This is a genomic window from Pseudomonas sp. NFX183, assembly GCF_047943075.1.
GTDB lineage: Bacteria > Pseudomonadota > Gammaproteobacteria > Pseudomonadales > Pseudomonadaceae > Aquipseudomonas.
This window is the reverse complement of sequence record NZ_CP181333.1, coordinates 5,266,226-5,289,458: the sequence shown is the minus strand read 5'-3', so window position 1 is coordinate 5,289,458 and position 23,233 is coordinate 5,266,226. Positions and strand designations below refer to the sequence as shown.

The window sequence follows — 23,233 nt, the reverse complement described above, 5'->3', positions numbered from 1 at the left end:
TCAACCCGCCAGAGTCACGGTGTAGCCCGTACAAAACGCCGCCTGAGCCTTGGTGGGCGCCAGGTCCTGCCAGCCGATCAACTCCACCCGAGAAACGCCGGCAACGTGCAACTGAGCGTCTACGCCGGATCGTGCCACCTCGACGCCCAGCCGCTTGCGCGGATTGATCCAGGCAGCCAATCGAGCTTTCGCCTCTACCAAACTGGCGTCGGCTTCAGGGCCAGCACTGGCCATGTGCAGAATCGCGTTAATTTGATAGCGGATCACCTGGGCGCTTTGCACCGTCACTCGATCTCCCACCGGCCGAACGTTTTCGTCATTCAGCGCGGCAGACACCGTAGCCAGCAATGCCGGCGAAGCCACGCCCTCCCCGTCGAGGCCCAACACCGTTACCGTCACGTAGCAAGGCGCTGGGCTTTCGGCCGTAGCATCTGCCACCAACCCAGATGCGTTTCGGGCGTGCAGGATGTAGCTGTTACGCGGCCCGGCGGTGGTCAGGCCCTCATAGGCCAATTGAATGCGCTCCCGAAACGGATCGTCATCCTCTTTGACCTCCGGCACCGGTGGCACTGCCAGCAGATCTTCAGCTTGAATGACCAGGCGCTTTAGATTGACGTTGGCCCCCAGGTGATCAAGGTCGCCGCGCACGGCGTGCGCCAGCAGCACCGCCTTGCCAGCATCATTGACCCGTGCGCGATTACCAACCTTGATGTAAGCGCCGACTTCCAACACCTTGACCACCGGATCACTTTCCAGCGCGGCGGTCCAGTTACCGCCCATGTAGCCGCGAAAGACTCCCAACGCCTCCTGGTACACCTCTTCGAAGTCTAGCGGCTCCAACACGGTCGGCGCCGGCAACGACGAAAGATCTACGGTACTCATACGGCCACCTCCAGCGTGACGGCGTCGCCAAGATACTGGCCGACGAGCTTCAGATTGATTTGCCCGCCGATCACGGAAATGACGCGCACCTGGTCCATTTTTAAGCGCGGCTCCCAGCGCCCTAGGGCGCGGGCGACTTCCGCCTGTACGGCGCTTTTCCAGCCCTCATTAACGGGCAAGTCAACGAACCGCCGTAGCATGCTGCCGTATTCCGGCCGATGCCGGCGGCTGCCCAACGGGGTGCCCAAGATGTCTGGAACTGATTGGCGTAAGTGCGCGATGCCGGAGATGGGCTGGCCGGTGTGGCGGTCCATTCCGATCATTGTGATTACTCCTTGACTTGCTCCAGATCTGGATGCGCTTTCAAGAACGCAAATTGATCATCGCCACATGCGGTGACGCGACCTGCAATCACAGGAAGCGCCTCGCCGCTGGGAAGGATCAGTGTGCGCGAGGTGAAAACCTTGTCGCGAAATACGCGTGCGGGAACGATGGACGCCACCGTGTCAGCATTCACGGGTGGACCAAGCAGTGCGTGCTTCAATCCCGAGGCCGCAACCGCTTCGACAGACCCGGACAGATCGCCATCAGTTCTAGGCTTACTCATAAGGCAGACTCCAGATGTGAAAAAGCCCGCACTGGGCGGGCTGTTGTGAGTTGAAATTAATGTGTGTGGTGGTTGCTGTTGCCACCGGCGTCAATGATCGCGCCAGCACTAGTGATGCCCTTTGTAACGTGCAATGCACCGTCGATCAGCACCGCTGCTTTCAGATTGATGTTGCCGGTGGTCACGTTCACGGCGCTGTCCGTGATGACTGCCTCTGTACTGGCGACTCTGATAGTCACCGTACCGCTCGGCAGGGTGATGCTGTAGCTCTTGGCCTGCCAGTCGTAGATCAGCGAGCCGCCATCGTCAAAACGCCAGACTTCTACATGATCGCGGTTATCCGGTGGTGGGCCTGCATTGCCATACAGGCCGGGTATGAAAGTGCCTTGGGCCACGTCACCGCTGGCACTTATCAAAGTCCCCTGCTCCCCCATGGAGGGTGCCCGCCAGTGCCTGGCCTTGCCGGCGGCGATGCTGTGCCAGCGCACCCATGCGCTAACCCACTCGCCATCTGAAACCCGACAAACCGGCGGGGAGGCGGCCAGATCGACCGCCACTACGAAGCATTCCTTCACTACCCCCGCCAGCATCCGGTCGTGCTGGGCAGTGGCGTATCCGCTCACAAGTCCTCCGCAGGAACAAAGTCCTCTTTGACGTCGTTGTTGAAACCGAATAACAGCATGCCCGGCGGCTGGTCAGGCCAAGGCCATTCCTCGGAACCGACATACACTTGCTGCGTCCACTCCACCAGCCATACGGTGTACCCATCGAGCGCTGGCTGTGTCCAATCCTGTAAGGCCTGGACGAACTCCGCTGGCTCGACCGCCAACCCCCAGGTCTGTGCGCGCAGTAGAACGGCGAGCTGAGTAGCCAACTGCACCGCCTGTTGCTGATGTCGGGGATGAATCGGGTCAACAATGATGCGTGCCTCGAACTTGCACACCAACACGGCTTCACCCGTGCCGATGTCGGTACCCGGCTCAATCTCAGCCAGCTCCAGAAACACAGCCGGCAACGCGATACGTTCTTCGATGTTCGGCCAGGCAGTTACGGCCTGAACCCCGTGCAGGTGACTCGACAGGTGTTGCTCTATCGCCTGATAAAGCTGATCCAGGCTAAAAGGTTCGTCAGCCATTACCGATCCTCTTGAGGTATTTCTGCAGCTCGTAGTTGAGCTCTTGTTTCAGGATCTCCAGCAAACGTTCATCGGCCTTTTGTACCCAGCTTTCAAAATGGGGACGGGCTTGCTCCAGTGACACTTTGGCCTTGGCTAACGGAAAGCGATTGCCATTTTCCGCGACCCATCCAGAACTTGCCCCGCGACCAGGTGACACCGTGCTGTCAGGATAATCATCAGCATTAAAATGTTTGCTCGCGGTGCGAATCCAAATATCTGGCTTGTTGCCGTAGACCTTCTTGAGGAACGCGCCTTGATAACGCCGCCCCGCCACCGATACACCGCTCCCAGTCTGCCGCGCGCGGCCGATCCGGCTGGACTCGATAGCGTTCAGACCGAACCACAGCTTGCCGCTTGAAGCCCCGCCGGACACCGGGTAACTGCGCAACCGTTGACGCACCGCCGCAACAGCGATGCGCTCTTGCCGACTGACCGCCCGGGCGATGTGTGTGCGCAACCACCCGAGCGTCTTGTTGATGGCTCGACGATGAGCAGTCGCAGCTGCCTTGGGCACCAACTTGGCAAAGTCCTGAAACGCCTGCAGGTCTGTTGCTGAAGATTGGATAGAAATCATGCCGCCGCCAGCCGAGGGCTTGTAATGGCTACCGATGCTCATGGGCGTAACCTCAGAATCAAGGCGACCAGACCGTCGCCGCTCGGCTCCAGCTGCAGCAGGTCGTAATCGCCGCCGCCGTCCAAAGCAGGCAAATCGACGCTAACCAATAGCCCGCGTTTCAAGCCTTCCGAATCGCTGACGCGGATCTCAAACCGAGGCTCGCGCAAGCCGGTGTTCAGCTTGCCGAGCTTGGGCTGCAACCAGGGCGCCGCGAACATGCCGAGCACTGGTTCGTCACGACCCTCGATCCTTGCGGTATCGCCCAGTGTTTCGAACACCACCGCGTCGATGTCGTCGATCAGTTCGCGGAAAGCCACGGTCACATCTCCAGCAGGATCTGCGCCCGAGGCCGCGTGCACAGGTGCAGCGGGTTGGACTGGGCTTCACCGGCGACACCCTTGTTGAACGGCAGCGGCTCGATCTTGCTGTAGTACGGGATGCCCTGGGTGTTGACCGTTTCCATATAGTCGGCCGGCGCGAAGGAAGAGATGTAAAGATCCGGCACACCTTCGGGAATCAGCAGCGCCTTGTCGTCGTGGACGAAAGCAACACCGGCCACCTTGCCGCGATAACGCTCCCAGACGATCCCGCCGAACTCGAAGCTTTCACGGGCATCGCCACGCAGGGACGCGGCCTGCATGGTGTTGAGGTAGGTCTCCTTGACCGACTTATGCACGATGAGCTTGTTCCAGAAGTTCTTGCCGCACATCGCGCGGGAGCCGCTGCTGGTGACGCTGCCGAGGGCTTCCTCCTGCATGTCCAACGCTTCGCCGCATTTAACCCGCAGCTCGGTGTCTGGACTGTTCAAGCCCATCTGAAGCTTCTGGCGATTCACGCCGAACGATTTATAGATGTCCAACAGGACCGTCTTGCCATCGGCGTCCAATACCTGGCCGTTCAACGCGCCCATGCGCTGGAACTCGTGAGTGGCATCCAACTGGCGGCGCGCTTTCGCCAGGCGCTTGTTGACCACGTCCTGCACGGCCTGCAACTCACTGCGGGTACCGAAGGCGCGGATGCCTTGGATCTCGTCGGCCTTGATGGTGAAGCGTTCCGGCAGGTGGACGGTGTTGAACGGGATCAGTTGACGCTTGGTACCGCCAACCACCAAGCCTGAGGTACCGCGCTCGCCAGCTGGCACCAGCGCCAGGGTGTCGCCGTCCTTCTCGATCTGCACGGTCAGCGTGCTGATGCCTTCTTCGCGAAACAGTCCCAGGCTGCTGATACGACCTGGCAGGTATTCCTGGTCATTGATTGCAGCGGTCAGCGAGGAAACGCTGAATGCATCGTCTTCAAAAATGGCGATATCGGCCATGGGTACTCTCCAGAAACAAAAAATCCCGCACGCAGCGGGATGAATAAAAGGGGGTGAACGTCTTAGCGGACGATCACGAAGTGGGTAGCCAGGGCCTTTTCAGCAGCAGGATCAAGGCCGGTCAAATGTGCCTCGCTGACCTCGGCCAGCCGCACGATGGCGCGGCCACGACGTGGCACATCCGATTCGCCCAGTGGCCCATAGAGGATCGCGATGGCGTTTTCGGTGCCGTCTTCGGCGGTCGGCTTATACGGGGCGAACTCGCCGGTGAGTGTGACCAGGCCGAGGATCTGACCAGGCTCCAAGGCGGCACCGGCGGCGACGTTGATCGCTTCGCGGGAGATGTTGCCAGCGCCTTCGGACAGCAGGAACTCGCCCGCGTGCATCGATTCAATTTTCATGCTCTTGCTCCTTTCGAGGTTCCGTTCTGTGCCGCCTGACGGGTGGCCCAGATTGAGTGGGTGTCGACCTGTTTGGCCTTGATCGTTGCGGCTGGGTCATCGTCCAGCGGCAGGCTATTGTTGATTTCAAAGCCACCGCCGCTGCTCACCAGCTTGTCGAACAACCGCGCCCTGACGGCGGCTTCGTCCAGGCCGGCAGCGATGAATTCGCCGGTCAGCTCGGGCAAGCGTGCCGCGACACACAGGCCGTGCAGGGCTTTGGCATTGGTCAGCGCGGCTTGGATCACGGCTTCGCTTTCCAACTTCGTCGCAGCGAGTATCGGATCTACCAGGTTGCTGATGCCGGCCGCCGCACACCCCTTGGTGACCATCAGCGCTAGCCCGGCCGCATCCAGTACAGGTGCCGGTGGATCGACAAGCTCAGGCAGCTCCACTTCCGGCTCTTCATCAAGCTGGGCGAGCAGTTCGGCCGGAGCATTCTGGAAACGCTGCAGCACACTGCCTTGGCCGAGACAGGCGCTGACCTTCAAGCCGTCGCCCACCTCATCAGCCAGACCCAGTGCCACCGCTTCGTTGGCCGTAAGCCAGGTTTCAGCATTGACCATGCGTCGCAGCTCGGCTTCGTCGATGTCAGGCGCCTTGGCCTTGTAAGCAGCGATGATCGCTTCCAGGGTCTGGTCCAGCACATCCGCGACACGGCGGAAGTCTTCGGCATCACCACCGGTAAAGGTGTAGGGGTTGTGGATCATCAACATGGCATTGGCCGCGATCACCACTCGGTGAGCGCCGCACACTGCGACACTGGCAGCGCTCGCCGCCAGGGCATCAATGCGACCCGTGCAGCGCTCGCCCAGGCGCGACAGCGCGTTGTGGATCGCCAGGCCGTCGAACAAGTCCCCGCCGATGCTGTTAAAGGCAACAATCACCGGTGATGCGCCGTCATCCATGGCGCGCAGATCCTGCACGAACTGATTGGCGGTAACGCCCCAGGCGCCGATCTCGCCATACACGAAGATTTCGATGCTGCGTTGCTCGGCTTCGCCGCTAGCCTGAAGGGTGTACCAGCTTTTGTCGGCGACCTTGACCTGCTTGCCCGCCTTGTCAAAGACGCGGGGCTTGGCTTTTTTACTCATGATTGTTCCTTGTCGTCATTCGTCTCGATGGCATCAAGCGTGGTGTAGTTGAGGCCGAGGTCCGTGGACCGGGCGAGGTCAGCGGCGTTTTCCGCGTCGATGGTTTCCGCGTCGTAGCCGTTGCGCAGACACATCTCGCTGCGCGAGCCAAAGCCCGCCTGCACTTCCATCCGACGCGCCTGAACGTCCTGCACCGGCTGGATGTAGGCCCAGCCCTGCGGCACCCAACGCGTGCGCAGATATTCGCGTCGACGTTGCGCGTAGTCCGGCAGCGCCAGGGCACCGGACAGCACCGCCATGTCCATCCAGGCGGCACGCACCGGGCGACACAACTGGTGCACATACACGCCGAACTGCAGTTGCTCCAGACGCCGGCGGAACTCGTTGAGCACTACCCGGAGTGCCCGGTCGTTGACCTCGCGCATGTCGCCGGTAAGGATCTCGTACGGGGTGCCCGAACCCGCCGCCGCCGCCATCAACTGCTGCCGCATGAAGTCCGGGTAGTTGTTGCCGGCATCCGGTGGTTTGGAGAACTCCACCTCTTCACCTGGCCCCAGCTCCTGCATGGTGCCGGGCTCCAAGGCGACCATCGGCGTGAAGCCGTCACGGTCAACGTTCAATGGCATGCCAGTAACGGGATCGCGAGGCTGCTGCGTAGCCTCCGGTGCCGGGCGCTTGATGAAGCCCGCGAACAGGTTCGCCACTTCCTGCCGGAACAGCACCGCGTCGTCGTAATTGTCGAGGCTGCGCAGGCGCTTCAGCACCGGGGCCAACCGTGGGACGCCGCGCAACTGCCCGGGCTCCATCGGTTCGAAGATATGCAGCACCTGTGTTGCCGGTACGCGAACCAACTGGTTGTAACCAACGTTCAGTGACGACGAGTCGCGTGGGTGTGAGAGGTACATCCAATACGCCACACGCTTACCGGCCGGGTTGAACTCGATACCGGCGCGGATCATGTTGCCGTTTTTGGCGGTCTCGAACTTGTCATGGGGGACAAACTCAGGCGCCAGCGCCTGCAGCTGCAGCGGCACCGCCAAGCCCTCACTGGGGCTGCGTGGTCGCAACCGCACAAAGCATTCACCGGCCGTTTCAACGGTGCGCGCCACCAGAGCCTGCATGCCGTAGAAGTCGGTCAGCTCATCGGCATCCGCCTCATCCACCCAGTCATCCCACAGCTGCTGCTTGAGCTTGCGCAGCTCGGCGTCGTCCGTGGTCGGCCTGGGCGTGATGCCGGTGCCGATCAGGTTGCTGACGCGCTTGTCGATGACGTTGAACGCGTACGGGTCATTACGCACCGCCGCCCGCGAACGCGCACGCAGGTTGCGCAGGGCCGGGGTATTGATGCTGTTGATGCCGTTGTCGGTGGCTTCCCAACTGGCCGAGCGTCGGCCCTCACCGGCGCCTTCGTAACTGGCCTTGATGTTCGACGGCAGCAAGAATCCATTACGGGTCAGCGTCGGATAATGTCGAGCCATTAGATTCCCTTGCCTCCGTGGTAGAGCCTGACTACGCGAGAGCGCGGTCCAGCGGCTTGATTCAGCGACGTGCGGATCTCGTCGCGGGCCTTGAGCAGTTCGTCGATGGAGCGGTATTCCACGGTGCGATCGCCGTAACGTACGGTTTTTTCACCGCGAGCAATGGCCGCCTCAACCGCGTCGAGGTGCTTTTGAGTAAATGACATGGGCTCTGCTCTGGAGGGTCCTGGCGGTGTGATATAAAAGCCGTCAGACGAAGTTCTGGTTTCTCGACTGAATTTCCTGCCTGAAACTGCCGCCAGCCAGGATGTGAGTCAGCGCGTCGGCCAACTCTTCAGACGGAATGTCTGGAAGGCGCGTTCGCCAATAAGTGCGAGCACGAACCCAATCCATTTTTCCTGTTAACTGATCCGATACGACGCGACGCAGCTCCTGCTGGAGCTCGGCGGCAGCCTTAATTTTCTGCGCTTGTTGCGCTTTTTCCTCAGGGTTTACTGACATGGCAGTCTCCAATATTGAGAAATTTGATGACATCACCGGCAAACTTTTTGCCGAGCTTTACCAAAGTTTTCCGCTTCCCCAGATGCTCATGGCGGGTTCATTCGTTGAAAACGCAATGCGATTCGACGAGCGATACGGGACCGAAGTACCTACTGAAGACGCAGAATTCTTCATCGCCACTGCCGAATGGTTAATGCAAGCGGGTTACATCACTTGTAAGCCCTACCCCTACATGCGCATAGACGATGCAGTACTGACCGCAAAAGGCCTTGAGGTCCTGAAAGCCATCCCCAAAAGCGTGGCCTCCACTACCTCTATTGGAGAGCAACTTGCTACCAGCGCTAAAAAAGGCGGAAAAGAAGTCGCACGCGGATTAGTATCTGAAGCATTCGGTATTGGCGTGCGAATACTGAGTCCAATGATCGGGCTATCTTGACACTAGCGCCTCTTCAAATAGCCGCTGGTGGAGCTGCGGCGTTGTGGGGGTGCAGCGGGTCGCGATTGGGCGACGGGGGCAACGTGTTGCGGCGGCGGTGTTTCGGTAGCTTGCTCGGCGGCCGTGACACGTTCGGCGGCGACCACCTTTTCATCGAACAAACCCGACTGCGCCAGCGACTGCCTTACCCGCTCCCAGTCATGTTCCTGGTAGCGGTTGATGCCGAGGTAATGCGCCATCGCCAGGCAATACACCATCAGGTCGAGCGCTTCGTTGCGCTCGGCCTTGCCCTTGATCCACTCGATACGCTTATGGCCCCGCACGTACTTGGCGACCTTGCGCTCGGCCACGCACTGGGCGAAAAACTCGTCCGGCAGGTCGTTGGCAAAGTGCAGCGCGCCCGGGCCGGACTCGAACGGGTAGCGGTTATAGATCCAGTCCTTCGCGGTGTCAGTGCCGACAAACCACAACTCGGCGCCGCCGCGTTCGGTCTGGCCTTTCCAGGTCACGTCAACCATGGACGGCCGTTGGGCGATCACTGGTTTGCCGGGTTTGCTCGCGCCCTTGATCGCAAAGATGTTGCGCCAGCGCCGCACGCGGCAGAACTGGTAGACCTCGTCCGTATGATGACCACCGGAGTCGACGGCGGTCGCGAGAATGCCCAGGCCAACACCGCACGGGTGCCGGTAGCGTTCCTTGAGCAGCTCATCCAGAACTGCCCAGGTGCGTTCGTCCGAAGGATCGCCCGCGATCACTCGATGATCGATGACCCATCGTTCCATGCCGACGCCCCAGCCCATTGCCATAAACTCCAGGCGGTCAGCTTGCACGTCCACAGAACCTGTGATCATCATCACGGCGGCGGGCATCGCACCGAGTGAGAACCCTTCCCGACGTGCCCGTTCGATCAGCACCGAGGCCTTGGTCTGCTCTTGCGCGCTGTCCCAGACCTTCGCCAGACGGGTGTTGTAAAACACCTGCATGGGTTCAAGGTCGCCCTTGGCCTGGGCCTTTTTCGCCTTCTCGAATTGCTTCGCCAGCGACTTCCAGCCCGTCCAACCCAACGGCGAATAAAGCGCGTTGAGGTGGAAGCCGACCGTCTCACCGTCGCCCTTCGAATGGGCGCGCCACTCGCCACGGGCGAGCATGTCGCCCTTGTGGTGTTCCTCGATCAGCACATCGCATTCAGGCGCGGCGCACTCGTAGTGCACCACGTTGAAGTCCTGGGAGTAATGCAGCCGTTCCCACTCCAGGGTCTGCATGTGCCCGCAGGTCGGACACGGCACGTAGTAGTAACGCTGGTCGCTGCCCTCGAACAGATCGTCTATCCGCGAGGCACCCTTGATCGTCGGCGAGCTGGAGAAGTAGAACTTGGCATTGCGGCCGAAGGTACTGCCCCGCGTTTCCGCCAGCTCGATGGGGTCGCCCTCTTCGCCTACGTCGACTTCCCAGCGGTCGATCTCATCGCCGTACACGTAGCGCGCCGACAGCTCTGAAAGGTTTGCAGCAGACCCCGCTGTGGTGACGTACAGCGACCCACCCTCAAACTCCTTAGTGTCCATGGTGTTGCGTGAATCACGCGAACGACTAGAGGCGACACGCTCCCGCAATACGGGCGTTGCCTTGATCGTCTTGCTAATTCGCGAGGACACCCGTTTGGCCAGCCCCAAACTCGGCAACAAGGTGAGGATGTTGGAAGGTGCCATGTGGATTAGACCACCGATCCAATTTAAGGCGATCTGCGTTTTCATAAGTTGCGAGGCCACCATAGTGACCACACGTTTGCACCGATGCGATGGCGACAAGCACCGCATTGGCTCGCGAGCATAGGGTGTTCGCGATGTACGGTATTTACCTGGTTCGGCAGCACCGGTATCACGCGGGATACGCATGTACTCATCGGCCCACTCATCAACCCAAAGCGCTGGCTCTGGACGCAGCCCACGGTAATACGCCTCGCGGTACACCTCTGCACCGTTGGCATATTCGGCAGGCATAGGCTTAGCTCGTAGTCGTTACAGCATGAATAAAGTCTTCTGTGGAAATGCGCTCGGCATCCTCAAGCACACTACGGAGCTCTTTCATCAGGTGTTTTTCTATATCCCAGGGATCACTCATTGCTGAAAGTTCTGGGGCGAGCTTAGGTGGCAGAGCCAATAGGAGATCGCGAACCATCCGACCCGATGCGAAAGCGGCCTCATCGACGACTGATCGCTCAACCAACTCACCATTAGCTTTGAGTACTTCGCTCTCAGCCTTTTCAGCTTGGGCCAGCGCAAGCCGGGTCCGTGCTTTTTGGTAGTCCGGCGCAGCCGTGGGAATCGCGCCCTGCGAAGCATGAGGAAACGCGGGCTCTCGCTCTTGATGGCCGAGGACCAGCGGAACTTTGCCGAGTGAATTACTACGGGCGGGATCGCTAGTCATTGCGAGGTATTGCTCACTTGCCTCAACGTCCACTTTTCCGTCCAGTGTCAGCACAAGGCGGCCACGCTGGACCAATTTACCAACGTACTGACGGGACCAGCCCTTACTTACCGCATATTCCGTACGGCTCAAAATGGTCATGTAAACCTCCTGTCAACCTAGGACTGTCAACCACCGTCAACCTCTGTCAACCAACGTGGTAAACCTTGCCGCTAACACTTTCCCGCGGGTTTCATGCCCCGTGCCCCTCGAATCCCACCAGGGTCCCCGTCGATTTTTCGGCCCCCCAAAATCGTGCCACCCGGAAATCGAGGCCGTCCGGGTCGACACAGCGGGCATAGAAAGCAAAGTGCTACCATCAGATAGTCCTTCCTCAGCAGAAGGCATGCCGAGGAAGGACGCCTCATCAATCACGAAGGGTAAAAGATGGCTAAATATCAAATTGCTCATGTCCGCCAAAGCGGCCAAGACATGATCATCTTTCCGCTGACGTCTTCGTTCGGCTCTCAGTCGAACATGTCTCAACAAGAGATCATGGACTCGCTCCAACAAGCAGCTTGGGGTGCAGACCTAGCTGGACACGTCGCAGTCATCTGGCAGTCCGGGAATCGCGTTCACTTCCGCGCCCCAACTGCCTGGCATTCGTTCTTCAGGTCCCCGGGCATCTGGGAATGGGTGATGACTAACATCAACAAGGAACTGACGATCTAACATTTCTGCGAGAGCTGCGGAGTTATCAGCTGCAACATCAGTACCCACGATCGGGCAATTCTGTTCCGCACGAGCCTGTAACAAAGCTGATTCCAACGCAGCAATGATCTTCTCCAGCGTTCCATCCCGGCGGTAAGACAGACTTGTCAGACCGCCGGTTTCTGTCTTGACCCACAGTACTTCTGAGCTTTTCTCAAAAACATGTACCTTCATGGTTCGGTCTCCTCTTACGCAAACTCACGCAACGCTTCTTGCAGCCGCTTGGCTTTGACGATGGCTTCGGCATTGCTTTCGCGTTCAGCCTCAACCGAAAGGGCTACCTCTTCGATGCGGCCGGCCAAAGCCTTCATGCGCTTGCTGAACTCGTCAGAAAGACTCACCACCTCCCCAGACAGTGCCGCCAACACATCCAATGCGCCCTCGGGCTTCTTGATCGAAACAACGGTCTGCTTGGCTACCTGAGTCACGGCCCGGTCCTTTCTGAGTTTTGAGGTTGCTGCGTCACGCTGAAACTTTCCGGATACCGGCTCACGGATCAGTCCGGCATCTTTGAGTTCGCCAAGCGCGCGGCGTATTGCAGGGGCTGCGGCACCAGTGGCTTTGGCTGCCTGAGTGGCGGCGTGGATAGCGGGAACGCTCCAGCTCGTTTGGATCGGTACGTGACCAAAAACTTTCTGGGCAATAGAAGACTGCCCGGCGAGTATCTGCTGCTGCCTGGATTCGTTCATGTCTGACGACCTGCTTAACGAGTGGGTGGATGCTATTCAGCACGACTCGACTGGGAGTCGGTTTCGCATACGCCCAGCCGCTTGGCGGCCCAGCGTTCGTAAAGGCCAATGGCAACATCGGCACCGGCCATTGCCGTCAGGCAACCCAAGCTTCCGGCGGTCCAAATCGACATGCCAGCCGCTATCATCAACATCATGGCCGACACGCCACAGACGATGCAGGCACCCGATCGCAGTACCAGCCGCCGCACCAACGCCCAGCCGCGAGCCCCGTCCTTATCGGCTCGCCACATCTCACCCGATACGCCGCCGACCAGAGCCAGTACGATCACTAACCAGATCGGCATCTCAGCCAGCGCTTGCTGCTCATTTGTCATGTTGTGCCTCAAATGAAGGAGTGTGCCGGACACAAAAAAGAAAACCCCGCCGGGGGGCAGGGTTTCAGTGTCATGGCAAGAGCCAGGACGGGGTGCACAGCACGTGCTCGGGGAGCGCCAAGGCGCAAATTTCATATCGTGGGGACTTTTTACCCCCTGAGTACGGAACCGAAAAGGGGGCAATTTCGGTTAACTGACTCGACGCAACTTTGACGCAGCTTTGAGGAGACTTTGAGGCAAAGCTCCCTGACCAGCGGTAAGCCACTTTCTCGCCCCAGACCGATCAGCCAACACCTGTAGCAACCGCAGATGAAGGCTATGCACCCAGTCATAGTAGGTTTGCTTCGCTCGGGATGGGGAACCGACCAGGTGCAACTGCATCAACCACGTTGGCGCCGAGTCATCGGTATAACGAAGCACCGCAAGACGCTCGAGCATGTGACCGCGCTCATCCTGTCGACTCACCTCGGCCAGCGCCGCCGCGACCTCTTGCGCAACAGCGTCAATACCAGCACCACCATCAAGCAGGCTCCGTGGCCCAGGCGTACCACGGGGAGCGCAACCACCCCATTCCATGATCGTGGCCATTGGGCTGGCCAGCCCGCCGGCAGAGCCACAGCGCCGCGTTTGCTCGCCCCAATGCTTCAACAGAGTTTCCATTTCTTCGATCATCGCCCCGCTCCCCCGGTCAAAAACCAACCCGACACAAAAAACGCCATACCCAACACAAACCCAACACACCTAAAACCCTTTAAATTCAATAGCTTTAAATCAAATGTGTTTAGTGTGTTGGGTGTGTTGGGTTTAACGGTTCTCGCATAAGAAAAAAATCTCGCTTCCATGGATTCAAATAACGTCGCCCATGCGCGTGCGCGATGCCAAACCCAACACACCCAACACACAGCCAGGAAAGCCGCGAAATAGAAGGCTTGAAATTGTGTGGGGTATCGAAAAGCAACCCAACACACACCCAACACACCCAACACACTTTTAGTCGGATTCATGCTGCAGCCGCCTTGATGTGGTCCCAGTTGTCGACGTTCCAGCCCGCCAGGCGCGCCGCAGCCCGCCAAGCAACCACCGCTTTGCCCAGGTCGGCCGAGCTGAGTGATGGGGGCTGGGAAGCCTGCTCATCGCGGGGAAAGAAGAACGCTCCAAACTTGCGGTTGCTGCCTTCGGTCCAAGGGATAGCGCGGGTTTTGTCCACCTCCGAGCCAATGAACAACGAGAACTTCGTCTGGCTCATCACGTGCTCTTTGTTGCGGTGGCACCATTCCAGGAACATCGCGTAGAGGTCGGTGGACAAACATGCGCCCCACATATCACGCCCAAGCTCACCGTACTGCCAGAGGAACAGGAAAGTTTGCCAACTGGCCCGGCTCAATGCCACCAACCGCTCACGCGCATCAGTGCTTGGCGGTCTGGTGCGCTGGTCGAAGTCGCCCAGGTCAACGGCCAACAACCACGCGTACAGCGCTGCAACACCACCATTCTCCAGCTCTCGGCCAACCGCTTTCTGGCGCACCACCGGAAGCGTCTCCATCGGCCATAGCACCAACATTCGCCGGTCACTGGGCGCGATCGGCCAGGGCATAATCTCGTTACTGAGGAAGGCGGCGTTCATGTGGTTGGCCTCCTCCCAACCGTTGATGAACTTGGACTCCATGCGCACTGTCTTGCCGGTGACCAGATGCTTGATCTTGCCTACCTGGTTATAACGCTGGTCACGACTCACAACCTCTTCAAACACCGCCCAAAGCTTGCGGCTTTGCCAGGCGTTGAAGTTGCTTTCGAGTTGGGTCTGTCCGACGGTGGCCGCGTACTGCCCGTAGAGCAAACCGAATGCATCGGCGAACAGCAGGCTCTTGCCTGACCCCTCCATGGTTGAGTGAGCCAGCACGGCCGTATCCATTTTCGCGCCCAGGTGCTGCAAAGGGTACGCCAACCACTTGATCAGCCAATCGCGCGAGGACTGATCGTGGTTGCAAAGGAAGGAGATCAACCACCGCAGGTTCTCGCAAGACGCGTCGTCGCGGCTGGGCTCCATTGGCAGTCCGTCGAAGGTATTGATGTAGACGTTGGGATCCTTCGTCATCGTCGGGTCGAACACAATGTTCTCCACGTCGACGACTCGCCGCTCCGGGCTGTTCAACCACATACCGTACATATCGCCGAGCGCCATCTTGACGGCGCCTTCCGCGATGCGGCGTTTCTTCTCCCGGTCCCACACGTCTTTGGTGCCGTCGATGTAGACGTAGCGCTCAATCGGCTCCAAGTTCAGCGCACCGCCCTTCTTGCTTGCCATCTTGCGGGCTTGCTCGATCTCACTAACCTTGTCTACCGAGATCAACTTTTTGGCGGTGTCATCCATCCATTGTTTGGCCAGCGGCTTGCCAACCCGCGCTTCAAACGCGGTTTTCTTCATAATCCGTGACTTGTCGAGGTCCCACACATGGGTGGTGCCCTCGACCAACACGTACCGGCGGAGCACTTGCTCATAGGTCAACGCCTCCCCCGCCCCCCCGTCAGCAGCCGGAGCGGCTTCACTGGGCTGCGTACTTGAGTCCTGCTCGCTGGCATCCGCCGATGGGGCCGGGGGAAGATCTTGTGGTGCTGGCCGCGACGCGTGCTGCATACCCAACATCCGAGCGGCTTCCTTCACTGCCTTCGACTGGTTGCCATCGTGGTCAAGCAGGCAAAACACCTCAAACGCGTCGTTCTGGTGCCCGTTCGCCAGCGGATCCGCGCCGTGGTGCGAATAGACCTTGCGGTCTGTGACCGTCACGCCAGGTAGCCCGGTGCTGCTGTGCGGATACAACCATTTGTTACCGCGCTTGATGTAATCGTGAGCCCGCAACAGCTCCTCCACATCGTGGCACCGATTGAACTCATCAATCACCGAAGGTTTGCCGTCGGTGGGTGGAGTGCGCTTGATCGGTTTCGCCACGGGCTTCTTTGGCTTGGGCGCCCAGGGGCACGCGGCCTCGGCGTTGCGCTTGAAGACGTCCCAATTCTGCCAAATATTCAGCAGATCCGTGGTGAGCACCGGCAGACCATCAGCAGCATTCGGCGGAGTACGCCAGGTGTACGGCTTGCCAGTGCCCGGATGGATCGATGGCGGGAATACGTCCTGCACCAAGCCCGCACGCAGCTCGAACACCGTAAAACGTTTGTATTCCTCAGCCTCGGCTTTAGCAGCTGCTTCACCAGCAACATCCCCCTGCTCTTTCGCCGCCTTCGCCCGAGCCATCAGCCCCTTGTGAATCGACCCATCGGGGTCTTTCTCATTGGGCCAAGAAAGCGAGTGGCGCGTAAGCTCGATGTTGTCCGGCATCTTAAACAGCACGCGAAACCGCAAAGGATTGCCCACGATGGTCGGATAGACCACCGCCATGGCATCCAGATCAAGCCCCATTTGGTCGAACAACACAAACCGCGTCCACTGCACATCGTCCACATCCAACGAGCAGACACGGCTGGGCCCGAGCACTACGCCCAGGTTGTGATTAGGGTTGCGTTGCCAGAATGCTTCGGCTGCGGCCGCGTCGGTGATGTACCCACCTGGCTTGTTCCAGCCCATGCCCTTCGGTGCTTTCTCGCCCGGGTCAATCGGGACCAAGGCAAAGTTGAAGGTTTCGATATAGCGGCGAGCCCAGGACGATATCGCGGTGCTGGTAGATTGCTCGCTCATCGCCGCCGCTCCCGCAACCCCTGGCAACTGGCACAGGTCGCACACCCCTGAACAGCCTGCTGACGAAGTAACGGGATAGGGTCATCACAATCTTCACAGAACTGCGCACTCACGGCACAGGTTGGGCGTGGGCGGCGATCAAGCGCCACTTGTAGGAAATACTCTGCTTGGTCATTGGCTACATCGATGATGTCACTCATGATCTCGTGCCTCCATGGCTTCGCGTGCGCCAGCCATGATGCCCAGCACCGCGCGGATCACATCGGCGCCATGTTTCTCCAGCAACTGGACTTCATGTGGCTCCCAAATGTTGTCCGCGGCGCCTTCATGCATGCTCGACACGAACAAGCCAGTCTCGTGCAGCACCTTGCTGACAGCGAGCAAAGCAGTCTTGGTCGGCGCAGCTGCTTCAGGCTTGTACCAAACCATACCGGCTGGCCGCATCAATGCATCCAGCAACAGAGAGTTGCCCGTCAGCCGGATCAGCTCTTCAAGTTCATCAGGATCCAGCCAGCGCTGTTCGAAGTCATGCTTGACCTTCTTTTGAAGGCCGTCGTAATCCATCACCATGTCGAGCGCCAACGCGGTTACACCGCCTTTGTAATCATGGGCTGCGCGGTAGATGGCTTTGCGAAGTGAAAGAACCGGCACAGTGGCCGGTGATTGATCTGTTCGACTCATAACCGTAAATACCCCTTTTACGGTCTAGCCATAGAAACGGGCACGCCCTATCCTACGACCACGACCGATGTGCATGTGCTGTGTATCGTCGTAGCTGGGCTGGGGGATCTTTGGTGAGAGGCCCCAGCCCAGCACCCTTTAAGCCGCTTTAGTGCCGCGCAAATACGCCCAATCAACATCAGGGCGGAGCTGTTCACAGGTGACTGCCCCTTGAGTTTCACGCTCAAGCGAAACAGCCAGCACGACGCTGGCACGCCGATTCCCATATGCAATTTGCTTTAGTTGCCCAGCAGTCGTATCGCAACGCGCCGCCAGGTCATCCAGCTTCGCCTTATCGAGAATTTTTATGTATGCATGCAAGCTCATGTGCACCTCCGTTTTGCGAAAGATAGCAGCCGCTAACGACATTAACAATAGCGGTTTGCAATTTACAAAATGCTAAACGCTTTTAAGATAACTGGATGAATATCAGCCAGCTCCGCGTTGAAGCCCTCAGGGCCCTGATCGGCGATCTCAAAACTAAAGAGTTTGCCGATCGCCACAATCTCGACCCCTCATACCTTTCCCAATTGCTGAACGGCCATAGACCTATGGGTGATAAGGCCGCCAAGAATCTCGAAGATAAGATCGGCCTCACTGGCGGAACTCTTTTAATGCCCGCGCGCTCAGCCCAGGATGGGTTGGCGTCTGGCATAGAACCAGGCCCAATTCTCATCAATCCATTCCGGCGGGCTCCCCTTCAAGGAGTGGCCCAATTGAAACAAGATGGAGCATGGGAAGAGCTGGCACGAGGGGCCGGGTGGGTGGACGTTCCAACCTCAGACCCGACCGCTTACTCGCTTCGAATCAAAGGCGACGCGTTGGCGCCCGCCATCCGCAACGGCTGGGTCGTGTGGTGTGAGCCGAGACGTGAGTTAGTACCTGGTGAGTACGTACTATTAGCTCTGACTAACGGGGAAAAAACGATCAAAGAACTCCTCTATGCAAATGCTGAGGAAGTGAGCCTGATGTCCATTAATGACACCTACGGGCGACTGACCGTGCCGCGCTCTGAGATTGAAACAATTCATTACGTCGGCGGGATTGTTCCACCCAGCCAGGTTCAGACGTAAACCCAAAGATGCAAGAGAGCCGCCGCTGGCGGCTTTTTTTGGACCGCTGAAAATTACGTTAGCGGAAGCTATTGTTTAATTCGTTAGCCATTGCTAACTTTGTCTCGTACCCCTCTCACCAAAGAGTACGAACCATGCAAACGACACAGCACAGCAACACCCGCTGCCCGGTCTACCTTCACCCGGCGGCGGCAACCAGCCCCGCCGCCGTAGAACGCATCCAGCGCAACACCGGCCTTCTGGTCATCGTCAATCTGGGTCGCGCCACGATTGCTCCCGCCCCCATCGACACCGCCAGCGATGACCTGGGCCCATTGGGAGGCGACGCAGCATGAGGCCTATTCTGATTGGCCTCACTGGCCGCGCCCGCTCCGGCAAGTCGACAGCCGCCGAACACCTGATTGGCACTTACCTTCTGGAGCACTACGCATTCGCTGATCCGCTCCGCGATGGCTTGATGGCGATCTTCAACCTCGACCCTACCGACTTCGAAGACGATCGCAAGGAGCAGCCACTGGCTTGGCTCGACCGCTCGCCACGTCAGCTGATGCAGTCAATGGGCACTGAGTGGGCACGCAACACAGTGCACCCAGATGTATGGGTAAAGCTCGCTGAACAAAACCTCGATTACATGACGAAGGCGCTGGGCGCGGTGCTGGGCTTCGTCATCAGCGACGTGCGCTTTGAAAACGAAGCGGACCTCATTCGTCGCCGCGGCGGCACGGTCATTCATATTTTTCGGGCCGATGCACCAGCCGTGAACCCTCACGTCAGCGAGGCCGGGGTAGCTGCTCATAAGGATGATCTAACGCTGACTAATTACGGCACGGTCGAGGAGTTCCTGCGCTCGCTGGATAAGGCGTTCCTGATGGTTCGCCGCATCCAGCAACACTCCGAACATCTCACAGCCTGAGGCCGCAGCCATGAACCGCACCCTGGATCAAACCGCAGCTTTGCTCGGGCTCAAGCCCCGCGCCTTCCGCACCAGGTTGCGGGAACTTGGCGTGATCAACTCATCAGGCGACCTGGCCAGCGCCCATCGCGAGCGCGGCTACCTGTTTTCGGACGCTCGCGTGCGCTGGAATCCAACGATCGGCAAGCCCGTGCATTACGCCGTAGTGATGGTCAAGGAAGCCGGCGTTGAGTGGATCGCCAAGAAGCTGGACATCACTATCACCAACAAGGACGCAGCAGCATGAAGACGCCGAACGCCATCAACTCCGCTGTAGGCGCCCTGAAATTGGTGCCGATGTACCTCAACCACCCAACGGTAATCAGCCGCGCCACTCTGATCGGCGCCTCAGCCGAAGCCGTTGAACTGCTGGAGGCATTGCCCTGCGTGTCGGTCGAGCTGGCCGAAGTTTTCCGCTGTGTCGATGCAGTGATCTCCGAAGGCCAGGTCGCTTATGTGACGCCGGTGAAGTGCCCGGAATATCCCTACGGCGCCGTCGTTGCGGACGTCGAAGGCAACGTCCTGGCAGCGGCCAAGGGCAAAAGCAAAGAAGGTCTCGCCGAACTGATCCGCCTCAAGCTGGTGCCCCAAAAGGAGGGGCAAGGGGAGGATTCCGCGTGACAACCACTCTGGACCAACTCCGGCGCCAGTTCGCCACGCCGTGCCCAAGCTTGACCGCCGTGCGTGAACAGTACTTCACGCATATACGTACCGACCGTTACCTACTGAGCGAAATCAAGGCCGGTCGGATCGCGCTGGTGGTTAAGCGGCTGCACTGCTCCGCCCGCGCCAAGCCAGTCGTTTACCTCCACGACCTGGCCGATTACCTCGACGCCCAAGCAACGAAGCAAGCGGCCTGATTCAAACGGTAGCCCCTGCCGATCAGGGGCGACACATCCAATGAGGCACAGCACATGAACACCAAAGCACGTCCCTTTATGGACACCCTGCGCGACATTGAGGCCGGTGGCCTACTGGACGAACTCACCGAAGCCCAGCACAGCCTGATCGACGCCATCCGTATGACCGGCAAGGGCGGCGATCTAACCATCAAGCTCACCTACAAGCCTGATGGCGGCGGCCAGATGACCGTGAAGGCCGACGTTAAGACCAAAGAGCCTGTTCTGGCTCGCGGTACATCTCTGTTCTTCCTTACGCCCGAAGGCAACATCACCCGCCGCGACCCACGCCAGCAGGAAATCCCGCTGCGCAGTGTCGTGGAGGAGCCCGGGCCTGGCGCTTTGCGCCAGGTCAGTCAGTAACACCCGCCCCACCAATCTCTCACCAAATTTTCACCCACTGGAGCACATCCAATGCGACAAGCCCTACAGCACATGGTCACCCTGGCTCAGTCCCTCGGCAAACCAATGGAGGTCCCGGGCATACCTGCGCCGCTGGCACTCGTACCGAACGGGGTCAGTATCGAAAGCCTGGAACACCTGCTGCCCGCACCTTCACGCATCAAGCAGAAGCTCACCGTGCTCGATGCCGAGTCGTTCATCAGCTACGTGAATCGCTTTTCCACTCAGGCCACGGCAGTGTTTTGCAACGGCCCCGAAGGCCGGACTTTCACGGCAGTCATCGACTACCACGATCCGGCCACACCCGCGTGGCGCGATCATGAAGCGACGTACCGCTGCCCGACCACCGTTGAATGGGGCAACTGGAAGGAAATGGATCGCAAGCGCATGGACCAGGCTACCTTCGCCGAATTCATCGAAGACAACGTGAAAGACATCACTCACCACCCCGAGTATGAGAACACCCCAAGCGCTGCCGACATGCTAGAAATCAGCCGCACCCTGGAAGCCAAGAAGAACATCACGTTCCGACAAGGCACTCGCCTTGACAACGGCCAGGTGCAATTGACCTACAACGAAGAGATCGACGGGCGCGCAGGCGAAGCTGGCCAGTTGCGTATCCCCGAAGAGTTCTTCATTGCGCTCAAGCCGTTCCTCGGCGGCGATACCTTCTGCGTGCCCGCCCGCTTCCGCTACCGCATTCAGGAAGGTCGCTTGGTCATGTGGTACGAACTGGTGCGCGCCGACAAGGTGCTCGAAGAAGCCTACCACGCCGTGCGCGCCAAGATCGAAGGCGACATCACCAACGTGCCGCTCTATGAAGCCACGTTCTAACTAATTCCCTGCAACACCCCGTCGCCGTCCTCTCACCAAAACTGTCCGGCGGCGGGCTCTAATGAGGCAACAGCACATGCAAATCGAAACTTACATTATCGTCGCCGGCCTGCTCGTAGGTTGGATTGCGACCGCGTTTTTCCTTATTAAAGCACGCAAGAAAGCCTTCGCGCGCGGCTTTGATCGTGGCGCCAACCTGGCCCGCGAGCAGAATGCCGCATCGTCAGCCTGCACCCTTGAAGACCACGAACTGATGACGAATGTCACCACGTCACTGCGACTCGCCGTCGAAACTTGGCAAGCGTTCCAAGGCACAGAAATCATGGTCGGCAGGGTGAACAAACAGCGCCTGCAGCTTAGCGCCTTTGCCGCGAAGATGTGGCTGGCGGCCTACCCTGCGCAACTTGATGCGGAGGCATGATGATGGAAGTCCAAAGCGAAACCCTTGCCGATGAAGAACTGGCGACCATCACCGGCTATCAGATCCCCTCCAAGCAGATCCAGTGGTTGACCGAAAACCACTGGGAGTTTGTTCTGACAGGCGCTCGCCGCCCAATAGTTGGCCGGATTTATGCCCGAATGAAACTGTCAGGAGTCAAACCATCCGCTGTTAATACCGTGGCTGAAACATGGTCGCTCGACCTTGCAAAGGTGGGCTGACTGATGCGCCAGAGAAGTAAAGCCAATAGAGATCTGCCACCACGGATGATACGGCGCACCCGCAAGGGTAAGAGTGGAAAGACTTGGACATCGTATTACTACGACGGGAGAACTACCGACGGGAAGCGGAAGGAAATACCACTCGGAACAGACCTCGATCAGGCCAAAGTGGAATGGGCAAGACTGGAGCGCAAGACACCGCCTAAGCCTACCCATCTGATGAGCTATGTATTTGATCGCTACGAAAAGGAAATCATCCCGGGCAAGTCGATACGCACCCAATCCGACAACCGCAAGGAACTCAAGCAGCTAAGAAGAGCATTTGAGGGCGCCCCTATTGAGTCGATCACGCCTCAGGTAGTAGCGCAGTATCGTGACGCTAGGACAGCCAAGGTGAGGGCCAATCGTGAGATCGCCCTGCTCTCCCATGCATTTACCATTGCACGAGAATGGGGGCTGACTGACAAAGCAAACCCTTGCTTTGGCGTTCGCCGCAACAAGGAAAAGCCACGTGACTATTATGCCGGTGAAACCGTATGGAACGCGGTATACGCGGAAGCAGTACAGGAACTCAAGGACGCGATGGATCTGGCCTACCTGACCGGCCAACGTCCCGCTGATGTGCTCAAGGTTGCAGCCACCGACTTGAGCAATGGCTTTTTGCTGATTGGTCAGGGCAAGACCGATAAACGTCTCCGTCTGCGCTTGGAAGATGACGGAATCCAATCCGGCCTGAGTAGCTTTATCGACGACCTGCAAGAACGCAGAGCCGTCAATGGAATCCGCACGTCAACTTTGATAACAAACGCGTCTGGACTTCGAATGAGCCAGCAGATGTTGCGCAACAGGTGGGACGACGCAAGAGAGAAAGCTGCGATAAAAGCCGCCACTGATGGTGATCCCGCGCTGGCTACTAGCATTAGGCAGTTCCAGTTCAAGGATATCAGGCCGAAAGCCGCTAGCGAAATCGAGTTAGCTCATGCTAGCCGTCTGCTGGGCCACTCAACTGAAGAGATAACAAAGAGAGTTTATAGGCGAGTGGGTGAGGTAGTTAAGCCAACAAGATAATTTTTAACTTAGTTAAGATAAATTCAGGCTTGTCTAGAAATCACCCAAAGTAATAAAAAAAATAGTCTGATATCGCACACAATAAACCTATGAACGCGCACGATCCATGTTGATCTGGCTAAAGTAACCGCTTGTTAAAGATGCCCAA

At 58.6% G+C, this 23,233-nt stretch carries 35 protein-coding genes; 12 read left to right on the top strand and 23 right to left on the bottom strand.

What is annotated here, in order from left to right; all coding sequences use genetic code 11:
• The 13 genes from ACM530_RS24790 to ACM530_RS24730 form a co-directional block, all read right to left on the bottom strand.
• Window positions 1–882 carry a baseplate assembly protein gene (locus tag ACM530_RS24790; RefSeq protein ID WP_124417578.1) on the bottom strand — a complete coding sequence of 294 codons (882 nt, stop codon included), beginning with the start codon at window positions 880–882 and terminating at the stop codon, window positions 1–3.
• Window positions 879–1,205, bottom strand: a complete 327-nt coding sequence (locus ACM530_RS24785; protein WP_124417579.1) for a GPW/gp25 family protein — start codon at window positions 1,203–1,205, stop codon at window positions 879–881. The genes ACM530_RS24790 and ACM530_RS24785 overlap by 4 nt, the downstream gene beginning before the upstream one ends.
• A 5-nt stretch (window positions 1,206–1,210) precedes the next feature.
• Window positions 1,211–1,489 (bottom strand): hypothetical protein, encoded by a 279-nt coding sequence (locus ACM530_RS24780; RefSeq protein WP_242198031.1) that lies wholly within the window; start codon window positions 1,487–1,489, stop codon window positions 1,211–1,213.
• A gap of 56 nt (window positions 1,490–1,545) precedes the next feature.
• Window positions 1,546–2,079, bottom strand: coding sequence for a phage baseplate assembly protein V (locus ACM530_RS24775; protein WP_124418879.1), 534 nt, complete (start codon window positions 2,077–2,079; stop codon window positions 1,546–1,548).
• Window positions 2,080–2,108: 29 nt separating this feature from the next.
• Window positions 2,109–2,624 (bottom strand): hypothetical protein, encoded by a 516-nt coding sequence (locus tag ACM530_RS24770; RefSeq protein WP_242198033.1) that lies wholly within the window; start codon window positions 2,622–2,624, stop codon window positions 2,109–2,111.
• Window positions 2,617–3,282, bottom strand: a complete 666-nt coding sequence (locus tag ACM530_RS24765; protein ID WP_242198034.1) for a phage tail protein — start codon at window positions 3,280–3,282, stop codon at window positions 2,617–2,619. Before ACM530_RS24765 ends, ACM530_RS24770 begins: the two co-directional genes overlap by 8 nt.
• Window positions 3,279–3,599, bottom strand: a complete 321-nt coding sequence (locus tag ACM530_RS24760; protein WP_242198036.1) for a hypothetical protein — start codon at window positions 3,597–3,599, stop codon at window positions 3,279–3,281. Before ACM530_RS24760 ends, ACM530_RS24765 begins: the two co-directional genes overlap by 4 nt.
• Before the next feature lie 2 nt (window positions 3,600–3,601).
• Window positions 3,602–4,597, bottom strand: coding sequence for a major capsid protein (locus ACM530_RS24755; RefSeq protein WP_099489030.1), 996 nt, complete (start codon window positions 4,595–4,597; stop codon window positions 3,602–3,604).
• A gap of 62 nt (window positions 4,598–4,659) precedes the next feature.
• Window positions 4,660–4,998, bottom strand: coding sequence for a head decoration protein (locus ACM530_RS24750; RefSeq protein WP_065929222.1), 339 nt, complete (start codon window positions 4,996–4,998; stop codon window positions 4,660–4,662).
• Entirely contained in the window at window positions 4,995–6,131 is a 1,137-nt protein-coding gene (locus tag ACM530_RS24745) for a head maturation protease, ClpP-related (protein ID WP_242198038.1), read from the bottom strand. The genes ACM530_RS24750 and ACM530_RS24745 overlap by 4 nt, the downstream gene beginning before the upstream one ends.
• Window positions 6,128–7,609, bottom strand: coding sequence for a phage portal protein (locus ACM530_RS24740; protein ID WP_242198040.1), 1,482 nt, complete (start codon window positions 7,607–7,609; stop codon window positions 6,128–6,130). The genes ACM530_RS24745 and ACM530_RS24740 overlap by 4 nt, the downstream gene beginning before the upstream one ends.
• Window positions 7,609–7,815 carry a phage head-tail joining protein gene (locus ACM530_RS24735; protein ID WP_242198042.1) on the bottom strand — a complete coding sequence of 69 codons (207 nt, stop codon included), beginning with the start codon at window positions 7,813–7,815 and terminating at the stop codon, window positions 7,609–7,611. Before ACM530_RS24735 ends, ACM530_RS24740 begins: the two co-directional genes overlap by 1 nt.
• A gap of 43 nt (window positions 7,816–7,858) precedes the next feature.
• A complete protein-coding gene (locus ACM530_RS24730) occupies window positions 7,859–8,110 on the bottom strand; it encodes a hypothetical protein (protein ID WP_242198046.1) in 252 nt (83 codons plus the stop codon).
• Between ACM530_RS24730 and ACM530_RS24725 the strand changes: the two genes are divergently transcribed.
• A complete protein-coding gene (locus ACM530_RS24725) occupies window positions 8,109–8,546 on the top strand; it encodes a hypothetical protein (protein ID WP_242198048.1) in 438 nt (145 codons plus the stop codon). The two genes, ACM530_RS24730 and ACM530_RS24725, sit on opposite strands and share 2 nt — an antisense overlap.
• A gap of 2 nt (window positions 8,547–8,548) precedes the next feature.
• On the opposite strand, the gene ACM530_RS24720 is transcribed toward ACM530_RS24725, so the two are convergent.
• The 10 genes from ACM530_RS24720 to ACM530_RS24675 form a co-directional block, all read right to left on the bottom strand.
• Window positions 8,549–10,543, bottom strand: a complete 1,995-nt coding sequence (locus ACM530_RS24720; protein WP_242198050.1) for a phage terminase large subunit family protein — start codon at window positions 10,541–10,543, stop codon at window positions 8,549–8,551.
• Between the two features lie 4 nt (window positions 10,544–10,547).
• A complete protein-coding gene (locus ACM530_RS24715) occupies window positions 10,548–11,111 on the bottom strand; it encodes a hypothetical protein (protein ID WP_242198052.1) in 564 nt (187 codons plus the stop codon).
• A gap of 429 nt (window positions 11,112–11,540) precedes the next feature.
• A complete protein-coding gene (locus tag ACM530_RS24710; protein WP_242198054.1) occupies window positions 11,541–11,894 on the bottom strand; it encodes a hypothetical protein in 354 nt (117 codons plus the stop codon).
• 14 nt (window positions 11,895–11,908) lie between these two features.
• The gene (locus tag ACM530_RS24705) at window positions 11,909–12,409 is read right to left on the bottom strand and encodes a hypothetical protein (protein WP_242198057.1); all 501 of its coding nucleotides are present in this window, start codon (window positions 12,407–12,409) and stop codon (window positions 11,909–11,911) included.
• Window positions 12,410–12,441: 32 nt separating this feature from the next.
• Complete coding sequence (locus ACM530_RS24700; protein WP_242198058.1) at window positions 12,442–12,786, bottom strand: phage holin family protein; 345 nt, start codon at window positions 12,784–12,786, stop codon at window positions 12,442–12,444.
• A 189-nt stretch (window positions 12,787–12,975) separates the two neighbouring features.
• Complete coding sequence (locus tag ACM530_RS24695) at window positions 12,976–13,458, bottom strand: hypothetical protein (protein ID WP_242198061.1); 483 nt, start codon at window positions 13,456–13,458, stop codon at window positions 12,976–12,978.
• A gap of 328 nt (window positions 13,459–13,786) precedes the next feature.
• Window positions 13,787–16,477, bottom strand: a complete 2,691-nt coding sequence (locus tag ACM530_RS24690) for a bifunctional DNA primase/polymerase (RefSeq protein ID WP_242198064.1) — start codon at window positions 16,475–16,477, stop codon at window positions 13,787–13,789.
• Window positions 16,474–16,677: a TraR/DksA C4-type zinc finger protein gene (locus tag ACM530_RS24685; RefSeq protein WP_242198067.1), complete on the bottom strand. Its 204-nt coding sequence runs from the start codon at window positions 16,675–16,677 to the stop codon at window positions 16,474–16,476. The genes ACM530_RS24690 and ACM530_RS24685 overlap by 4 nt, the downstream gene beginning before the upstream one ends.
• Complete coding sequence (locus tag ACM530_RS24680) at window positions 16,670–17,158, bottom strand: phage regulatory CII family protein (RefSeq protein ID WP_242198070.1); 489 nt, start codon at window positions 17,156–17,158, stop codon at window positions 16,670–16,672. The genes ACM530_RS24685 and ACM530_RS24680 overlap by 8 nt, the downstream gene beginning before the upstream one ends.
• Window positions 17,159–17,296: 138 nt before the next feature.
• The gene (locus tag ACM530_RS24675; protein WP_242198073.1) at window positions 17,297–17,524 is read right to left on the bottom strand and encodes a transcriptional regulator; all 228 of its coding nucleotides are present in this window, start codon (window positions 17,522–17,524) and stop codon (window positions 17,297–17,299) included.
• Window positions 17,525–17,619: 95 nt separating this feature from the next.
• Between ACM530_RS24675 and ACM530_RS24670 the strand changes: the two genes are divergently transcribed.
• The 11 genes from ACM530_RS24670 to ACM530_RS24620 all read left to right on the top strand — a co-directional run bounded on the left by ACM530_RS24670 (window position 17,620) and on the right by ACM530_RS24620 (window position 23,085).
• Window positions 17,620–18,270, top strand: coding sequence for a S24 family peptidase (locus tag ACM530_RS24670; RefSeq protein WP_242198075.1), 651 nt, complete (start codon window positions 17,620–17,622; stop codon window positions 18,268–18,270).
• A 134-nt stretch (window positions 18,271–18,404) separates the two neighbouring features.
• Window positions 18,405–18,605, top strand: a complete 201-nt coding sequence (locus ACM530_RS24665) for a hypothetical protein (protein WP_242198077.1) — start codon at window positions 18,405–18,407, stop codon at window positions 18,603–18,605.
• The gene (locus ACM530_RS24660; protein ID WP_242198079.1) at window positions 18,602–19,183 is read left to right on the top strand and encodes a deoxynucleotide monophosphate kinase; all 582 of its coding nucleotides are present in this window, start codon (window positions 18,602–18,604) and stop codon (window positions 19,181–19,183) included. The genes ACM530_RS24665 and ACM530_RS24660 overlap by 4 nt, the downstream gene beginning before the upstream one ends.
• 10 nt (window positions 19,184–19,193) lie before the next feature.
• Entirely contained in the window at window positions 19,194–19,469 is a 276-nt protein-coding gene (locus ACM530_RS24655) for a hypothetical protein (RefSeq protein ID WP_069023704.1), read from the top strand.
• Window positions 19,466–19,843, top strand: a complete 378-nt coding sequence (locus ACM530_RS24650) for a hypothetical protein (protein WP_124417594.1) — start codon at window positions 19,466–19,468, stop codon at window positions 19,841–19,843. The genes ACM530_RS24655 and ACM530_RS24650 overlap by 4 nt, the downstream gene beginning before the upstream one ends.
• Window positions 19,840–20,082: a pyocin activator PrtN family protein gene (locus ACM530_RS24645; RefSeq protein ID WP_124417595.1), complete on the top strand. Its 243-nt coding sequence runs from the start codon at window positions 19,840–19,842 to the stop codon at window positions 20,080–20,082. The genes ACM530_RS24650 and ACM530_RS24645 overlap by 4 nt, the downstream gene beginning before the upstream one ends.
• Window positions 20,083–20,136: 54 nt before the next feature.
• Entirely contained in the window at window positions 20,137–20,484 is a 348-nt protein-coding gene (locus tag ACM530_RS24640) for a hypothetical protein (protein WP_124417596.1), read from the top strand.
• A 51-nt stretch (window positions 20,485–20,535) separates the two neighbouring features.
• On the top strand, window positions 20,536–21,357 hold the full coding sequence (locus ACM530_RS24635; protein WP_242198081.1) for a YfdQ family protein: 822 nt from the start codon (window positions 20,536–20,538) through the stop codon (window positions 21,355–21,357).
• Between the two features lie 76 nt (window positions 21,358–21,433).
• Complete coding sequence (locus ACM530_RS24630) at window positions 21,434–21,778, top strand: hypothetical protein (protein WP_124417598.1); 345 nt, start codon at window positions 21,434–21,436, stop codon at window positions 21,776–21,778.
• A 2-nt stretch (window positions 21,779–21,780) separates the two neighbouring features.
• The gene (locus ACM530_RS24625) at window positions 21,781–22,017 is read left to right on the top strand and encodes a DUF4224 domain-containing protein (protein ID WP_124418880.1); all 237 of its coding nucleotides are present in this window, start codon (window positions 21,781–21,783) and stop codon (window positions 22,015–22,017) included.
• A gap of 3 nt (window positions 22,018–22,020) precedes the next feature.
• Window positions 22,021–23,085, top strand: coding sequence for a tyrosine-type recombinase/integrase (locus tag ACM530_RS24620; RefSeq protein ID WP_242198083.1), 1,065 nt, complete (start codon window positions 22,021–22,023; stop codon window positions 23,083–23,085).
• Window positions 23,086–23,233: the final 148 nt, after the last annotated feature.

What these genes read in the sequence shown, in the direction of transcription:
- ACM530_RS24740 (WP_242198040.1), bottom strand. Translation starts at nt 7,609, where the DNA reads ATGGCTCGACATTATCCGACGCTGACCCGTAATGGATTCTTGCTGCCG.
- ACM530_RS24735 (WP_242198042.1), bottom strand. Translation starts at nt 7,815, where the DNA reads ATGTCATTTACTCAAAAGCACCTCGACGCGGTTGAGGCGGCCATTGCT.
- ACM530_RS24685 (WP_242198067.1), bottom strand. Translation starts at nt 16,677, where the DNA reads ATGAGTGACATCATCGATGTAGCCAATGACCAAGCAGAGTATTTCCTA.
- ACM530_RS24675 (WP_242198073.1), bottom strand. Translation starts at nt 17,524, where the DNA reads ATGAGCTTGCATGCATACATAAAAATTCTCGATAAGGCGAAGCTGGAT.
- ACM530_RS24630 (WP_124417598.1), top strand. Translation starts at nt 21,434, where the DNA reads ATGCAAATCGAAACTTACATTATCGTCGCCGGCCTGCTCGTAGGTTGG.
- ACM530_RS24665 (WP_242198077.1), top strand. Translation starts at nt 18,405, where the DNA reads ATGCAAACGACACAGCACAGCAACACCCGCTGCCCGGTCTACCTTCAC.
- ACM530_RS24690 (WP_242198064.1), bottom strand. Translation starts at nt 16,477, where the DNA reads ATGAGCGAGCAATCTACCAGCACCGCGATATCGTCCTGGGCTCGCCGC.
- ACM530_RS24745 (WP_242198038.1), bottom strand. Translation starts at nt 6,131, where the DNA reads ATGAGTAAAAAAGCCAAGCCCCGCGTCTTTGACAAGGCGGGCAAGCAG.
- ACM530_RS24640 (WP_124417596.1), top strand. Translation starts at nt 20,137, where the DNA reads ATGAACACCAAAGCACGTCCCTTTATGGACACCCTGCGCGACATTGAG.
- ACM530_RS24790 (WP_124417578.1), bottom strand. Translation starts at nt 882, where the DNA reads ATGAGTACCGTAGATCTTTCGTCGTTGCCGGCGCCGACCGTGTTGGAG.
- ACM530_RS24765 (WP_242198034.1), bottom strand. Translation starts at nt 3,282, where the DNA reads ATGAGCATCGGTAGCCATTACAAGCCCTCGGCTGGCGGCGGCATGATT.
- ACM530_RS24650 (WP_124417594.1), top strand. Translation starts at nt 19,466, where the DNA reads ATGAAGACGCCGAACGCCATCAACTCCGCTGTAGGCGCCCTGAAATTG.
- ACM530_RS24785 (WP_124417579.1), bottom strand. Translation starts at nt 1,205, where the DNA reads ATGATCGGAATGGACCGCCACACCGGCCAGCCCATCTCCGGCATCGCG.
- ACM530_RS24755 (WP_099489030.1), bottom strand. Translation starts at nt 4,597, where the DNA reads ATGGCCGATATCGCCATTTTTGAAGACGATGCATTCAGCGTTTCCTCG.
- ACM530_RS24750 (WP_065929222.1), bottom strand. Translation starts at nt 4,998, where the DNA reads ATGAAAATTGAATCGATGCACGCGGGCGAGTTCCTGCTGTCCGAAGGC.
- ACM530_RS24680 (WP_242198070.1), bottom strand. Translation starts at nt 17,158, where the DNA reads ATGAGTCGAACAGATCAATCACCGGCCACTGTGCCGGTTCTTTCACTT.
- ACM530_RS24725 (WP_242198048.1), top strand. Translation starts at nt 8,109, where the DNA reads ATGGCAGTCTCCAATATTGAGAAATTTGATGACATCACCGGCAAACTT.
- ACM530_RS24770 (WP_242198033.1), bottom strand. Translation starts at nt 2,624, where the DNA reads ATGGCTGACGAACCTTTTAGCCTGGATCAGCTTTATCAGGCGATAGAG.
- ACM530_RS24710 (WP_242198054.1), bottom strand. Translation starts at nt 11,894, where the DNA reads ATGAAGGTACATGTTTTTGAGAAAAGCTCAGAAGTACTGTGGGTCAAG.
- ACM530_RS24625 (WP_124418880.1), top strand. Translation starts at nt 21,781, where the DNA reads ATGGAAGTCCAAAGCGAAACCCTTGCCGATGAAGAACTGGCGACCATC.
- ACM530_RS24660 (WP_242198079.1), top strand. Translation starts at nt 18,602, where the DNA reads ATGAGGCCTATTCTGATTGGCCTCACTGGCCGCGCCCGCTCCGGCAAG.
- ACM530_RS24655 (WP_069023704.1), top strand. Translation starts at nt 19,194, where the DNA reads ATGAACCGCACCCTGGATCAAACCGCAGCTTTGCTCGGGCTCAAGCCC.
- ACM530_RS24635 (WP_242198081.1), top strand. Translation starts at nt 20,536, where the DNA reads ATGCGACAAGCCCTACAGCACATGGTCACCCTGGCTCAGTCCCTCGGC.
- ACM530_RS24715 (WP_242198052.1), bottom strand. Translation starts at nt 11,111, where the DNA reads ATGACCATTTTGAGCCGTACGGAATATGCGGTAAGTAAGGGCTGGTCC.
- ACM530_RS24720 (WP_242198050.1), bottom strand. Translation starts at nt 10,543, where the DNA reads ATGCCTGCCGAATATGCCAACGGTGCAGAGGTGTACCGCGAGGCGTAT.
- ACM530_RS24780 (WP_242198031.1), bottom strand. Translation starts at nt 1,489, where the DNA reads ATGAGTAAGCCTAGAACTGATGGCGATCTGTCCGGGTCTGTCGAAGCG.
- ACM530_RS24620 (WP_242198083.1), top strand. Translation starts at nt 22,021, where the DNA reads ATGCGCCAGAGAAGTAAAGCCAATAGAGATCTGCCACCACGGATGATA.
- ACM530_RS24730 (WP_242198046.1), bottom strand. Translation starts at nt 8,110, where the DNA reads ATGTCAGTAAACCCTGAGGAAAAAGCGCAACAAGCGCAGAAAATTAAG.
- ACM530_RS24695 (WP_242198061.1), bottom strand. Translation starts at nt 13,458, where the DNA reads ATGATCGAAGAAATGGAAACTCTGTTGAAGCATTGGGGCGAGCAAACG.
- ACM530_RS24670 (WP_242198075.1), top strand. Translation starts at nt 17,620, where the DNA reads ATGAATATCAGCCAGCTCCGCGTTGAAGCCCTCAGGGCCCTGATCGGC.
- ACM530_RS24705 (WP_242198057.1), bottom strand. Translation starts at nt 12,409, where the DNA reads ATGAACGAATCCAGGCAGCAGCAGATACTCGCCGGGCAGTCTTCTATT.
- ACM530_RS24775 (WP_124418879.1), bottom strand. Translation starts at nt 2,079, where the DNA reads ATGCTGGCGGGGGTAGTGAAGGAATGCTTCGTAGTGGCGGTCGATCTG.
- ACM530_RS24700 (WP_242198058.1), bottom strand. Translation starts at nt 12,786, where the DNA reads ATGACAAATGAGCAGCAAGCGCTGGCTGAGATGCCGATCTGGTTAGTG.